17 protein-coding genes and 1 pseudogene are annotated in these 13,984 nt (G+C 37.8%); 14 read left to right on the top strand and 4 right to left on the bottom strand.

The window, feature by feature from the left end; genetic code table 11:
• The first annotated feature begins 3 nt into the window (after positions 1–3).
• The 10 genes and pseudogenes from ACE1B6_RS21820 (at position 4) to ACE1B6_RS21775 (ending at position 7,281) form a co-directional block, all read left to right on the top strand.
• The gene (locus ACE1B6_RS21820) at positions 4–723 is read left to right on the top strand and encodes a Uma2 family endonuclease (protein WP_413259379.1); all 720 of its coding nucleotides are present in this window, start codon (positions 4–6) and stop codon (positions 721–723) included.
• A gap of 233 nt (positions 724–956) precedes the next feature.
• Positions 957–3,581 (top strand): ATP-dependent chaperone ClpB, encoded by a 2,625-nt coding sequence (clpB, locus tag ACE1B6_RS21815; protein ID WP_413259378.1) that lies wholly within the window; start codon positions 957–959, stop codon positions 3,579–3,581.
• An 81-nt stretch (positions 3,582–3,662) separates the two neighbouring features.
• Positions 3,663–4,256, top strand: a complete 594-nt coding sequence (locus ACE1B6_RS21810) for a hypothetical protein (RefSeq protein WP_413259377.1) — start codon at positions 3,663–3,665, stop codon at positions 4,254–4,256.
• 69 nt (positions 4,257–4,325) lie between these two features.
• Positions 4,326–4,484: pseudogene (locus ACE1B6_RS21805) on the top strand (BrnT family toxin); the annotation flags it as partial.
• The gene (locus tag ACE1B6_RS21800; RefSeq protein ID WP_413259376.1) at positions 4,481–4,699 is read left to right on the top strand and encodes a BrnA antitoxin family protein; all 219 of its coding nucleotides are present in this window, start codon (positions 4,481–4,483) and stop codon (positions 4,697–4,699) included. The pseudogene ACE1B6_RS21805 and the gene ACE1B6_RS21800, both read left to right, overlap by 4 nt.
• A gap of 64 nt (positions 4,700–4,763) precedes the next feature.
• Positions 4,764–4,991 (top strand): addiction module protein, encoded by a 228-nt coding sequence (locus tag ACE1B6_RS21795; RefSeq protein WP_413259375.1) that lies wholly within the window; start codon positions 4,764–4,766, stop codon positions 4,989–4,991.
• Positions 4,991–5,194: a type II toxin-antitoxin system RelE/ParE family toxin gene (locus tag ACE1B6_RS21790; RefSeq protein WP_413259374.1), complete on the top strand. Its 204-nt coding sequence runs from the start codon at positions 4,991–4,993 to the stop codon at positions 5,192–5,194. Before ACE1B6_RS21795 ends, ACE1B6_RS21790 begins: the two co-directional genes overlap by 1 nt.
• A gap of 5 nt (positions 5,195–5,199) precedes the next feature.
• Positions 5,200–5,439, top strand: a complete 240-nt coding sequence (locus ACE1B6_RS21785; protein ID WP_413259373.1) for a hypothetical protein — start codon at positions 5,200–5,202, stop codon at positions 5,437–5,439.
• 112 nt (positions 5,440–5,551) lie between these two features.
• A complete protein-coding gene (locus ACE1B6_RS21780) occupies positions 5,552–5,818 on the top strand; it encodes an AbrB/MazE/SpoVT family DNA-binding domain-containing protein (protein ID WP_413259372.1) in 267 nt (88 codons plus the stop codon).
• Between the two features lie 854 nt (positions 5,819–6,672).
• Positions 6,673–7,281, top strand: coding sequence for a hypothetical protein (locus ACE1B6_RS21775; protein ID WP_413259371.1), 609 nt, complete (start codon positions 6,673–6,675; stop codon positions 7,279–7,281).
• Positions 7,282–7,479: 198 nt separating this feature from the next.
• Here ACE1B6_RS21775 and ACE1B6_RS21770 read toward each other — a convergent pair whose 3' ends face one another.
• The gene (locus tag ACE1B6_RS21770; protein WP_413259370.1) at positions 7,480–7,800 is read right to left on the bottom strand and encodes an H-type lectin domain-containing protein; all 321 of its coding nucleotides are present in this window, start codon (positions 7,798–7,800) and stop codon (positions 7,480–7,482) included.
• A gap of 277 nt (positions 7,801–8,077) precedes the next feature.
• On the opposite strand from ACE1B6_RS21770, the gene ACE1B6_RS21765 reads away from it, so the two are divergent.
• The 3 genes from ACE1B6_RS21765 to ACE1B6_RS21755 all read left to right on the top strand — a co-directional run bounded on the left by ACE1B6_RS21765 (position 8,078) and on the right by ACE1B6_RS21755 (position 11,807).
• Entirely contained in the window at positions 8,078–8,632 is a 555-nt protein-coding gene (locus ACE1B6_RS21765) for a hypothetical protein (RefSeq protein ID WP_413259369.1), read from the top strand.
• Positions 8,633–8,744: 112 nt separating this feature from the next.
• Positions 8,745–9,227, top strand: a complete 483-nt coding sequence (locus ACE1B6_RS21760; RefSeq protein ID WP_413259368.1) for a DUF2127 domain-containing protein — start codon at positions 8,745–8,747, stop codon at positions 9,225–9,227.
• 33 nt (positions 9,228–9,260) lie between these two features.
• Positions 9,261–11,807, top strand: a complete 2,547-nt coding sequence (locus tag ACE1B6_RS21755) for an abortive infection protein (protein ID WP_413259367.1) — start codon at positions 9,261–9,263, stop codon at positions 11,805–11,807.
• 61 nt (positions 11,808–11,868) lie between these two features.
• On the opposite strand, the gene ACE1B6_RS21750 is transcribed toward ACE1B6_RS21755, so the two are convergent.
• From ACE1B6_RS21750 to ACE1B6_RS21740, 3 genes are read right to left on the bottom strand one after another with little or no spacing between them, the layout of a single operon-like run.
• On the bottom strand, positions 11,869–12,258 hold the full coding sequence (locus ACE1B6_RS21750) for a hypothetical protein (RefSeq protein ID WP_413259366.1): 390 nt from the start codon (positions 12,256–12,258) through the stop codon (positions 11,869–11,871).
• 16 nt (positions 12,259–12,274) lie between these two features.
• Entirely contained in the window at positions 12,275–12,514 is a 240-nt protein-coding gene (locus tag ACE1B6_RS21745) for a papain fold toxin domain-containing protein (RefSeq protein WP_413259365.1), read from the bottom strand.
• A gap of 3 nt (positions 12,515–12,517) precedes the next feature.
• Entirely contained in the window at positions 12,518–13,153 is a 636-nt protein-coding gene (locus ACE1B6_RS21740) for a DUF938 domain-containing protein (protein WP_459563082.1), read from the bottom strand.
• A 106-nt stretch (positions 13,154–13,259) separates the two neighbouring features.
• Here ACE1B6_RS21740 and ACE1B6_RS21735 point away from each other — a divergent pair, with 106 nt between their 5' ends.
• Positions 13,260–13,700 carry a response regulator gene (locus tag ACE1B6_RS21735; protein ID WP_413259363.1) on the top strand — a complete coding sequence of 147 codons (441 nt, stop codon included), beginning with the start codon at positions 13,260–13,262 and terminating at the stop codon, positions 13,698–13,700.
• Positions 13,701–13,984 lie beyond the last annotated feature (284 nt).

The raw sequence follows: 13,984 nt of genomic DNA, 5'->3' as shown, positions 1-13,984 counted from the left end.
CAAATGGCTTCAGCTTTTACTTCAAAAGTAGTTAGTAATTGGCCCGATCGTACCCAATTACCAGAATCAAATGGTACTTTCGTGAAAAGTTTTCAAGAACATCCTCAAAGTATACTATTAACTGATTCAATTGAACCAATTTTGCAAGCAATTCATCCTGATCGACAATACTGCATTGGTCAAGATTGTGGCATATATTGGCGGATGACTGAGCCACCAGAAAGAGGTGCAGAAGCACCTGATTGGTTTTATGTGCCAAATGTACCACCAATGCTTAATGGTGAAACGCGCCGTTCTTATGTGATGTGGCAAGAATTTCTCCCGCCTTTGATTGTTTTAGAATTTGTTTCTGGCGATGGCGCAGAAGAAAGAGATAGAACACCGATAAATGGCAAATTTTGGGTTTACGAACAAACAATTCGTCCGGCATTTTATGGAATTTACGAAGTAAGAAAAGCGAGTGTTGAAGTTTATCATTTCATCGAAAATCGCTTTGAATTACTCAGTGTCAATGAACGGGGACATTATCCAATTGCACCTTTAGGAGTTGAGTTGGGTATTTGGCAAGGACAATATCAAAATATGGAGTTGCCTTGGTTGCGCTGGTGGGATTTAGATGGAAAATTGTTGTTAACAGGTGCGGAACGTGCAGAAAGAGAACGGCTAAGAGCAGAACGTTTAGCTGCAAAATTAAGAGAGTTAGGCATCGATCCAGAGGTATAATTTTTCTACGGCAATACCGATAAAAAAAGGTGTGAACACCGATCCTACTAGATGTATCAACTTTTCTACAATAACTGTAGACGAAAAAGTAATTAGTAGTAATTAGTAGGGTGCGTCAGATGCTCAAACCCTGATGCAGTCTATCAGATTTCTGGTCTGACGCACCCTACAACTTTTCTACAATAAACTGTAGAAGAAAAAGTAAGTATAGCTAAATAGGGGAATAGGGAAAAATGCAACCAAATAATCCTAATCAATTTACAGAAAAAGCTTGGGAAGCGTTAGCGCGTACCCCAGATATTGTAAAAACAACTGGGCAGCAGTATATTGAAAGCGAACATTTGATGAAATCGCTGCTGGAACAAGAAGGTTTAGTTTCTAGTATTTTGAATAAAGCTGGAATAAATGTACAGCGAGTTCGCGATTACACTGATGATTTCATTCGTCGCCAACCGAAAGTTTCTGGTGGTAGTTCGGTTTATTGGAGTCGCAGTGTTGATACTCTGTTAGATAGAGCGGATAATTATCGGAAAGATTTTCAAGATGAATTCATTTCGATCGAACATTTGTTCTTAGCTTTTGCACAGGACGATCGTTTTGGCAAAGCGTTATTCCAAGAATTTAAACTAGATGAAGCTAAACTAAGAAATACGATCGCACAAGTCCGAGGCAGTCAAAAAGTGACGGATCAAAACCCAGAAGGAAAATATCAATCATTAGAAAAATACGGTCGTGACCTCACAGACCTGGCAAAAATTGGTAAACTAGACCCAGTAATTGGGCGCGATGATGAAATTCGCCGGACAATTCAAATCCTTTCCCGTCGTACTAAAAATAACCCAGTTTTAATTGGCGAACCGGGAGTAGGAAAAACCGCAATTGTGGAAGGTTTAGCGCAAAGAATTGTCAGCGGAGATGTTCCCCAATCTTTGAAAGATCGGAAATTAATTGCCCTAGATATGGGAGCATTAATTGCTGGTGCTAAATATCGGGGTGAATTTGAAGAACGTCTGAAAGCAGTATTAAAAGAAGTTACCGATTCTCAAGGTAATATTATTCTGTTTATTGACGAAATTCACACCGTTGTTGGTGCGGGTGCGACTCAAGGTGCAATGGATGCAGGTAACTTGCTGAAACCAATGTTAGCAAGAGGTGAGTTGCGTTGTATCGGTGCAACAACTTTGGATGAATATCGTAAATATATCGAAAAAGATGCGGCGTTAGAAAGACGTTTTCAACAAGTTTATGTCGATCAACCGAGTGTTGAAGATACTGTTTCTATTCTCCGAGGTTTGAAGGAACGTTACGAAGTTCATCACGGGGTAAAAATTTCTGATAGTGCTTTAGTTGCTGCGGCGACACTTTCTACTCGGTATATTAGCGATCGCTTTTTACCCGATAAGGCGATCGACTTAGTAGATGAAGCTGCTGCAAGGTTGAAGATGGAAATTACTTCCAAACCGGAAGAACTTGATGAAGTCGATCGCAAAATCTTACAACTAGAAATGGAAAGATTGTCATTGCAAAAAGAAAGCAATGCAGCTTCTAAAGAAAGGTTGGAAAGATTAGAAAAAGAACTTGCTGATCTCAAAGAAGAACAAAGCACGTTAAATGCTCAATGGCAATCTGAGAAAGATGTTATTGTTGAGATTCAGGGGATTAAGGAAGCGATCGATAAAGTTAACTTAGAAGTTCAACAAGCAGAACGGAATTACGATTTAAACCGCGCCGCTGAATTGAAATACGGTAAACTAATCGAACTGCAACACAAATTGGAAGCAGCAGAAACCAGACTTGCACAAACTCAAAAGAGTGGTAAATCACTTTTGCGAGAAGAAGTAACCGAATCAGATATCGCCGAAATTATTTCCAAATGGACAGGAATTCCTATCAGTAAACTAGTGGAATCTGAAATGGAAAAACTGCTGCATTTGGAAGATGAATTGCACAAACGAGTAGTTGGACAAGATGAAGCAGTAACAGCTGTTGCTGATGCAATTCTCCGTTCTCGCGCAGGTTTAGCAGATCCAAATCGTCCTACTGCAAGCTTTATTTTCCTCGGTCCCACTGGCGTTGGAAAAACCGAATTAGCGAAAGCTTTAGCAGCATATTTATTCGATACTGAAGAAGCTTTGGTGCGAATTGATATGTCTGAATACATGGAAAAACACGCCGTTTCCCGTTTAATTGGTGCACCTCCAGGGTATGTTGGATATGACGAAGGTGGACAATTAACGGAAGCAATTCGTCGCCGTCCTTATGCAGTAATCTTGTTTGATGAAATCGAAAAAGCTCATCCAGATGTGTTCAATGTAATGTTGCAAATTTTGGATGATGGACGAGTTACTGATGCTCAAGGTCATACAGTAGACTTCAAGAATACTGTAATTATCATGACGAGTAATATCGGTTCGCAGTACATTTTAGATGTTGCTGGTGATGATTCCCGTTATGATGAAATGCGGGGAAGAGTCATGGAAGCAATGCGAAATAGTTTCCGTCCAGAATTCCTCAACCGTATTGATGAAATGATCATCTTCCACGGTTTGAATAAACAAGAATTGCGGAAGATTGTACAGCTGCAAGTGTTAAGGTTGGGGCGACGGTTGAGCGATCGTAAAATGTCTCTCAAACTCTCCGATTCTGCATTAGATTTCTTAGCAGATGTAGGATACGATCCTGTTTATGGCGCACGTCCGTTAAAGAGAGCAATTCAAAGAGAGTTAGAAACTCAAATTGCCAAAGCAATTTTGCGCGGTGAATTTACTGATGGCGATACCATCTTTGTCGATGTGGAAAATGAACGTTTGGCGTTTAAGCGTTTACCGCAAGAATTGTTGACAGTTAAATCGAGTTAATTTTTAGCTGCTACAATAGTGTAGAGATTGCCCCACCTGAACTAAAGAGTTCGGGTGGGTTTATAGATAAGGAGTATTGAAATGGTTGAAAATAACCAATCTTATAAAGGGCTTTTTATTTCAGATATTGATTGGATAAATAATGCCCGTATCAACTGCTTTCATGGCTTTGATGTTATGGCTGAGGGGTATTACAATGGCGCAGATATTCTTGTAAAGCACGTTATTGAAAACGGTACAGGGCAAGATACTCTTGTTTATCCAATTGTCTTTCTGTATCGGCAGCATTTGGAACTTCGTTTTAAAGAAATTATTCGTGAAGGATGGTTGTTATTAAATGAAGGACAAGACTTTCCCATAACACATGATTTGCAAATATTATGGGGGCTAGTAAAGAAGGTTATTGAAAAGCTTTGGCCGGACGAAGAAAAAACACAAGAAGAAGGTCTTATTGAGCATATAGTTAATGATTTTAGCACCCTTGATGGACAATCATTCTCATTCCGATATCCTGAAGACAAAGAGGGAAATAATCCCCTGGCTGGCTTACAATATATAAATATCAGGCACTTATCTGAGATGCTTAAAGAAGCTTATAACTTTCTCTATGGTGTTAGCGCTGCTATTGTTCATTATAGGAGTTTGGCATCAGAGTACTCATCATATTGCTGGTAGGAATAGTTATGCAAGCCTCATAGCCGTCGATTAAAACTGTTTTATGACTAAAATGACTCTGAACATTCGCAGCAGGAGGATCGTTATATTTTACTTGGTTTAAGTAGTTCATTCCGCCTCCTTGTGGTGTCTCATCTCTATCAAGAACATGATGAAATAATCCGCATCATTTCAGCGCGTAAAGCAACTAAGCAAGAAAGTAAACAATATCTTGATTTTTCCCCATGAAAGAAGAGTACGATTTCTCCCAATCTGTAAAAAACCCATATACTAAAAAGCTCAAAAAGCAAGTATCAATTCGTCTGGAAGAAGATGTAGTTGATTACTTTAGGAATCTTGCTGAAGAAACTGGTATTCCTTATCAAACTTTGATTAATCTTTATCTACAGGATTGTGTGCGATCGCAACGTAAACTATCACTAGAATGGATACCCTCTGCTTAAACAGTAGATAGAAAATAAAAGAGTAGGTAAATTAATAATAGTTACTAAGGAGTTTAAAATCACCATGAGACTCGAACAGCTTGAAGCAGAAGTTATGGCGCTACCAAAAGACTCTCAAGCATTACTGCTAGCTAGACTTCTTGCATATTTAGGTCAAAACGATGATATCGATCGAGAAGTGGCAAATGTTTGGATTCAAGAAGCTCAATTACGCGATCGAGCAATGGACGAAGATCGCATTACTGGTATTCCTGCGGAACAAGTGTTTCAGAAACTTCGCGAGTCTTTGTAATGAAACCAGTTGTATTTCATCCATTAGCAAATCAAGAGTTAGTTGATGCAGCTACCTACTACCAAGAACAAAGACAGGGATTAGGACTGGAATATTTAGAAGAGGTAGAACACGCAGTAAATTTCCTCAGACGTTATCCTGAAGCTGGTTTAGAAGTTCAAGGTTCTGTTCGTCGCCTAACTTTACCTATTAAGAAAACGTGAAATTTATGAATAAAATGCCTTCTGAGGAATCACCAAATTCTGATAACGAACTTTTACCTGAATACGACTTTGACTATCAGAAAGCAAAACCTAATCGCTTTGCTTCTCGTAGTGGAAAAAAGAAGTTAACTGTTGTGGTTTTAGATGAAGATGTAGCGGAAGTTTTCACTACACCGGAGTCAGTTAATAGAATGCTTCGAGTGTTAATTGAGACAATGCCACAAACAAAAGGTGAGACGGTTTAAAAAGCGATCGCCAACAAATTAAAAGCTTCAAGTTAATTATCACTAAATTACTTGACGATCGCTTTTTTAGTAAATACAATGTAATTACCCAAACTATAAAAGAAACCTAACTATGGGTACAGCAATTAGAACTCGAATTATTAAAATTGGTAATTCTCAAGGTATTAGAATTCCCAAAGTTTTGTTAGAACAAAGCTGTATTGATAGCGATCGAGAAGTAGAAATTGAGGTGGAAGGCGATCGCTTAATTGTGCGTGCTGCGCCAAAAATACGGGTAGGATGGGATGAAGCTTTTGCAGCAATGGCTCAACGACAAGATGATATTTTGCTAGATGATGTCAGCACTACAAATTGGGATCAAGTTGAATGGGAATGGTAGTCAACCGTTAATGTTTGCTGAATAATATATTAGCGATCGCACATCCAATTTTCCCATTCACTTAAAGAAAAATGTGCGATCGGTTTTATAAATATTTAATGTAATTAATAAATTATTTTTGTTATTATTCATGATTTTCTAGAGCTTCCTTAATTTCCGGTTGCCGATAATTTTTGTTAATATTTATTTTAGATTTTTTGTGGTTTTATGTACAGAAAATTTGTGAGATTTGATGAATTAAAATAACATTTTTCTTCGATTTAGATTGAAATTTAGCCGACAATATCAATGTTTCAAAACATTGTAAACATATATTAACATTAAGCAAAGTTTCGCTCTCTTGGAGAAATCAACAGTATAGTGAAGTGGTAGGGCTAATTAATACATCCCCTAAAGTCAGGGAAAAAATAATTCAATTAAATTCTTTACTTAAACCTGACTTCAGCGTTGATTTGGTCAGATACAACAATGAGCAATGCTTTAAAGAGGCTTGAAATTAAATCCTAGATTCACTCTTTTAGCAGACCTATTTAATTTGCAAAGATATCTTTTTTGAGGAATCAAGAAGAGGCGATCGCGTTCTCAAACGCAAAGGAAAGAAACCAAAGAAGTCCTCATAATTGATTTAGGCTTGCTATAGAAGTTTTCATTTGCTCATTTTTGAGAAATTATCAAGTCATAGAACTACGGATAACCGAGTTAGTTCGCCAATAAACTATTTGTAATGTAGGGATACTCCCGCTAAATTGCTATTAGTTTCAGTGCTATTTATTTATTTTAAGAAGCACTGGTGCAAAGGTACTTAGCCTGAGTTGAATTGTCGAAGTCGAGTCCAATAATAAGGAAAATTCATCATGGCTAATCAATCCACATCTACCAACAGCTTCTTAAAAGAGGCGTTCAATTCTTTTGCAACATACAGTAACTTGCAAAAACAGGATGTGCAAAGGCAAGCTTTAAAGTGGTTACAATTACATATTGAAACGGATCTGGCAGATAAAACCATTATTCCCCAATTTAATCAAATGTGGCGTGGGGGAGTTCTGTCATCCAATGCTGATAGTTCACCGCTATATTTGGAAAATTTACCTGGTTCCTATAAAGGTAGTAAAACCCTAAATAATCATCAAGAAGATGCACTAGCTTTTATCCAAGAAAAAGTTCCTCAAGAGTTGCAAGACGAGTTTAAAAAACGTTGGGAAGCCAAAACAAAAATTGTGGTTTCTAATGCTGAGGGGGCAGTATTTAAGATAGATGAGAGGGAAATAACTGTTTTGCAAGCAGAAGATTCCGAAGGCAATGGTACAGCTTGGTTTAAAGTAGAAAACAAGCAAATGTATTATCTAGTGTCTTCGGAAGAAAAGGGCAACGATTTTTATGTTGTGCTTTGTGCAGAAGTTAGTCCGCAAAATCGCAATGCTTGGTATGTTGCTCAAAGTGATGTGAAGATCTCTAACATTTAATTCTAAAAGAGGTTCGATCGCACACCGAATTTTCCCATTAGACATCTCCAAAAAAGATCTAGAGACGTTGTATATATTGTAGAGACTTTATATATAACGTCTCTACAAGGTTTTTTGGTAATGCAATTTTAATTTTTGGAGATGTTTATTGGGTGAAATAAGGGTGTGCGATCGCCAATTCCATACTTACTCTTTCAATTAACCTTCCCCGATCGCAATGAAATTAAAAGCTGACTTTTCTTTGCTAACCTCTAATTTTGCCCCAGTTGCGCCAGCTGGTTGTTTAACTTCTAAATCCCAAATCGTAACTTGAAATTTATCTGGGTTAATATCTTTAACCACAATTTGATTATCAGCACCCCAATCTTTCAGGGTAGCAACTACACAAGGAGAAGTAGCAAAAGCTTCGGAAAAAGTAATCGCATACAATCCAGCTTCTACTAATTCCACGGTAAACCCTTCACCGCCTTGTTTTGTGCCATCATCGTTAACGGTTCCGTAAATGATTTTTTGTGCCATATTTGCCTCGTTTGCTTAATTTGATACTTGTCCGACGCTATCATTATCTAATACTTTGTGCAAAACTTATCTAGGAGTACCAAATAACATAAATGAAGCCCATTTTGCGGGATTGGAATGTTGTTTTCTTGTTTCTAACATAGCTTTTCTTCATGCTTCGCCCCTACGAGTGAAAAAAGCTCGCTCTATGACTGTGAACAGTGTAACTTTGCTACGTTAAGAAATTACGTTTATAATAAAGTTAATTCTTTTTTTTTTTTTGAAAGAAAAGACTGCTATGAGCATTCACCAAATGTTACTTGACTATGCACTGAAAATTTTCGACTGTGTAGAAAATTTGTTTGATGAGATCGGTGAATTTTCCCGATCGCTAATTATCCAGGTAGAAGAGGAATTAGAATTAATTGAAGAAATCAAACAAACTTTAAATAACGAAATTAAGGAAAGAGAAAATTATCTAAATGAATTGCAAGAAGAAATAAGATTTTGCAATAATGAAATATTGAGCTTAAATAGAGACTTAGTTACCTGCGAAAAAAGAGTAACAAATTTTGCCAAAAAAGGAATATTAGATAGTCAAGATTTAAAACCAAATTGCATGAATCTGCAAGATTTTGACCAGGATAGAGAAACTAGGCAAGTGCTAAGAAATTATTGGACTGAGCCTGAATTAATGAATCAAAGGAGAATTCACGCACAAGCAATTAGGAATCAGGCGAAAAAAATTAGACATCAATCTGCCGAAATTCGCAGGAATATACAGTATTTCAAAAAGAGTTGTTTTTTCTCACATAATGACAAATCTTCGCTAACACAGTTTGAGCAAAGCTAGACAAGAACACCAGATTCAAAGTTAAGCCATGCAGAGCAGAAAAATTTTGCTCTTAGATCTATCTATGGATAGAACTTTAAGCTATAATCACAAATTAAAAATCACAAATCTCATGGCAGTTCAAACTCAACGCTCTTTAAGTACAAAGTTAATTGTTGCTTATAAAGGTCTGATAGTATTAATTCTGGCAACGATTAGCATTCTGTCATTTTTTAGTTGGAAAAATTACGATCGACTAGCAATAATTGCTCAAGATTATCTAGTTGATGGAGAGTTTACTTTAAGTGATTGGTTTCTCAAAACTGTAATGAATATTCCTGCTGATGGCTTGCGGAAGATTGCGCGAGTTGCGGGGATTTATGCCATAGTTATGGGTGTGGGGACGATCGGGTTTTGGTACGGCAAGAAATGGGCAAATATATTAATGTTGATTATGGTTTCCTTACCACTACCTACGGAAATTATTAATTGTTGGCATCATTTTTCTGGGAAACATTTAGTGATTCTCTTACTTAATATCATGGTGGTAATCTTTTTACTGAAAAAAGTTTTCACACCAGCAAAATCGGTTTCTGAATTAATAGAATCAGTTTAAAATTGAGAAAGTAAAAAAGTGGAGGAGATGGCAATGCAGGATTGGTTGAGAATGGGGAAAAGGCGAATTATCCTAGTAATATTCACTGCAATTTTGACAATTTTACTACACTCACCATTGCTGACAGCAGTAACAGCAAACTTGCCTCCCTCCCAATATTCTTCAACAATTAAAGCCCCATTTAATCAACCGAGTTATTATCCAATTACCGCAGAAGTCCCCGCTAATTTTCGACCTGTAAGTGATTGGGTAGGACGGCTAATTCTGCCCTCTAAAGAGCAATATCAAGAATTTGCCAAAACAGACCAAGAAACTGATTGGGCATGGTTTGAGGTGGAAGTAGCCCCCGCTAACGAGAAAAATTTAATTGGTAAGACTGTGCGGTTGGCATGGAGTAAAGAACCACAGGTAAAAGCTTACGTAGAAAAAGCTTCTCGTGATGCGCGGTTTCCTGATTTTGTGCAACAGTCTTATGAAAACGGAATAATTCACCCAATGCGGCTTAATGGTCGCGATCGCGTCGGTCCCTTACAATCATTAGCAGGGGCACATCCTATAGATGATGTTACTGTAATTTTGCCCGGTAAAGTTGTTATCGAACCAGCTACAAATGAAAGTAATTCAATTGCAACTTTGCGGATTAATCGAGAACCATTTCAAGAAACTGGTAGATTTTATGGATTAGTTAAATTCTTGGGATTAGTAGCAAGAAAACCCCAAGATTTACCGCAACTTTGTCCGGGAAAACCTCCTTGTGCTAGCGATTTAATGCAAGTACAACACTACAATATTAAAACCGGAAAATTTGATGGTGCGATCGAAATTGTTCGCATTCCTCAACAACCACCAGATTGGAAAGGAATATTTAACATGACTACTCGCGATCTTGATAAGTCGCCAGCGGGTAAAGCAGGATGGTATATTTATGGCGCGAAAGATCGGGCGGGAGTTTTTACAGTGCAAGCTATGCAACCGCGATCGCTAATTCAAGTCAAACCCCAAGCAAAAATTAACGGCTTTAATCAAGGTTTAAAATATATTAATTTCCAAAATTGGCAAGACGTAGAAAACCAAAAAGGTACAGTTCAAACTGCACTTTTAACAGGGAGAACAAACAAGACAGATAATGATTGGAAAATTGGCGATCAAGCTTTAGTAATACACCTTTTTGGCGGCAGAGGTGGCACACATCCCAATGCCGAAAGATTCGTTTTAGGAACCTACCCCGGACACTTTTCTTTTGGTATAGCTGAAGTCGTGCGCGACATTTTTACCAATGAACCAATTTTTAAAGTTGATTACTTACAAGTTTATGGTAACGCCGGAGATGGTACATTATCAGGCGGTCAAACTTGGGCACATTATATGGGCAATATGCGCCGCGGAATCATGGGAACTCGCCCGGTTTCTGATGTGTTAGTTAAGCTGGATACCTTAACCAAAGAATACGATTTTGGCGGGAGAAAACGTTCTTTTCTGAATGAACTACTGGAAGAATTAAGTTTAGTTGGAGCACGTTACCGCATCGGTGATGGTACAGGAAATTCTACCATTACTTCGGCGACTTCTTGTGTCCAAGATTCGGCGCAAGCAATATTTCTTACCTTGTCTCGCTTTCAAGAAAAAATCAGAAGTAACCCCGAAATTATGCAATGGATGAAGGATAATCCTAACGATCCCAGCACCAAACGTTTTGAGAAGTTGGTAAATTTAGCCAAAGATTTAGGAGAACAACTTACGCCTATGGGTGTAGTACGTTGGGATTGGCAATGGAATGCTAACGTACTTACTGGGGTATATTCTGATAAAAACTTTATTAGTATTGATAATTTTAAACCCAGAAATTTGCTCACTGGATTAATTAGTTGGAGAACCGCCCTTCCCCGTCAGGCGCACGATGAATTTTCGATGTTATTTCTGAATAATGATGCTCAATTATGGTTTTTACGTCCTAATCAAATAGGAGGTGAAGATCCAAAAGTTGCACCATTAGAACCAACTTTATTATTGGGTGGTTGGAAACTTCCTTTTACCAATATTCCCTTATTTTCCTTTTTGGTAATTCGCACTTTTGGCGGGGTGACAATTCCTAGTTGGGTAGATTGGCTGAAGACTTTAGGTATTTTGTTGGGTTTTGGTGCGATCGCAATTCCCATCGGCTTCACCAAAAACTTCTTTTCCTGGCAACCTTTAGCAACTCCCTGGTATCAACAATTAGGCACAACAATCAAACTGTTATTTGTTCCGGCTTTAGTCCAAGAATACATCTTTCGTGTTTTATTATTGCCTTATCCGAAAGCTTGGTTTTCGCCTTTAATTTGGTGGAGTTGGGGATTTTTAGGGTTAGGGATTTATGTGGGATTTCATTTGATTTTGGCGAAATGGTTTGGGCGATCGACTTTTGCAAATCCCGTATTTTTGTTGTTGTTAACTCTCTTGGGTTTAGCTTGTACAATTAACTATTACTTGATTGGTTCTCTGTGGACAATTACTTTTATCCACTGGGTATCGGTAACAGTTTGGTGGTTGTTTCTAAAAACCCGATCCCCCCTACCCCCCCTTACCAAGGGGGGAATTTAAGAGAATCCGCTTTGCGTAAGTCTTAATTACGTTTTTAGGAACCAATCCTAATATCATCGTTTTAGTTTATCCCCATTCCCCCTGCTATTTTCTCATTAATTATCGAATCCGTTTCCATCACCTTTTCCCCATTTTCATCTAAAGTGTTATCTCGCTGTTTAAACTCATCCAATAGCTGAAAAAACTTTTCAAAACCTGCCTTTTCATCATGACAGAAAAGCATAATAATTTTTGCCCAAGAACTCACAGTTTTAATGCCAAACTTTTTTTGCAACCAAGGCTGAAACTCGCCATAAAAATCATCTTCTTCTTCCGTTGGGTCAACTCCCGACTCACCACGCCCATATTCATAACCCACCAAGAACATAAACAAATCACTTACCGAAGAACGACCGATATACATACCCGGTTTAGTTCTAATCTTTTCTAAAAGTTCAAAAACTCCACTCATAGCTTTTCCCTGTTAATTACATATATTCACAATGAGTTCCATTATTTGTAATTGACTCATTCGGACTAAATCGATCGCTGACAATGAAAAAGTCTCTGCGTTTTGTCGTTCTTAACTTAATAATTTTTCCTTTTAACCTCTTTTCTTTTAACCACTGCATTACAGCTTTAGCACAAATATCGCACTCTAAATTTTGAAACTGCGATACAATTTCGCTAACTTCCTCATAAATCTCTTCTGGTGATAAATCACTCACAATTTATCCCAGTTTTTCAAAGACAACAGAAAGATTATTTGCTGGCATAGAAACGGTTTCGCGCCAGTGCAAATTTTGCATTTTGGCAACGGCAATTACTTCTTCTAAATCTCTTACTCCCCATTCGGGATTTTGACTTTTTAACATTTCATCAAATGCAGCATTACTTGGTGCGGTATGTTGCCCATTTTGTTTAAAAGGGCCGTATAAATAAAGAATGCCATTTTCGGGAAGAATGCGTCCTGCACCTGCCATTAGTCCTAAACAAGCTGCCCAAGGTGCAATATGAATCATGTTAATACTAACTATGGCAGTAATTTCGTTAAGATATTGGTTTTCTAGTTCGATCGCCCAAATATTTTCGCACACATCTAATAAGATCGGTGGATAAATATTATCTGATGGCGAGTATTTTAACCAAGCGGAAATACTCGCTAGTGATAGATAATGAATATCTGTGGGCAACCATTTCCGTCCCGGAAGGCGTGGCGTAAAAAAGACGGCGTGCTCACCAGTACCACTTGCTATTTCTAAAATTGTACCACTACTGGGTAAAATCCGCTGCAATACTTCTAAAATCGGTTCGCGGTTGCGCTGAGTTGCTGGGGCAAATTGTCGGTCATCCGTCATTTTTCTCAGGTTTTAGTAGGGCAAGAGTTTATGGAATTAAACAAGCAAAATTATATCTCGAAAAATACAATAAAATTACTTTTAAACTATGGATAGTTAATTGCGGCTTTTTAATATGGAAAAACCCCCAGTAGAACGGTTAATTATGATTGTGGAGGATAATCCCGATCATGCTAGCCTGATCGCCAATGCACTGACAGAAACTTCAACGCAGTATCAAATTGTGACGATCGCAGATGGTACACAAGCAATGAATTTTCTTCATCGTCGCGGCGAATATTCCGATGCTCATCGACCAGACCTGATTATACTAGATTTACATTTACCTGGAAAAGATGGCAAGGAAATCTTAGCAGAAATTAAAGCCGATCGCCAGCTACACCGTATTCCTATTGTTGTGTTAACAATTTCTCAGAATGAAGAGGATATTTTGGGTACTTATGCACTTCAAGGCAATTGTTATGTGATTAAATCTGATGATTTACAGCAGTTATCTCACACAGTTAAGCGGATTGAAGAATTTTGGTTAAGGATTGTTACGCTACCATTAGAGTAGGCACTCACAAAATTAAGTTGTTTCTTGAAAAAAGATTGCTAATTGCTGAGGAGAAATAAAATTTTGAATTAATTGAGCAGCTAAAAATTAAATAACTATATATTGGGAAAACTTCTACTTTATTTAAGAATTGCATTTAGCCGTAGGGGAATTTTCTGCGGTATGCTGCGACTAGAGGTAGAATTTAGGTAGAGGGACTAGGGAATTCGCACAATTTTTATTGTCAATCGAATAAGTTTTACACAACAGGAGTAATTATTTGTAAGATCGGCTGAAGCTAGTAC

This window comes from Floridaenema fluviatile BLCC-F154 (assembly GCF_041929135.1).
Lineage (GTDB): Bacteria > Cyanobacteriota > Cyanobacteriia > Cyanobacteriales > Aerosakkonemataceae > Floridanema > Floridanema fluviatile.
The sequence above is the reverse complement of the archived record's forward strand: the minus strand, read 5'-3'. Positions and strand labels throughout refer to the sequence as shown.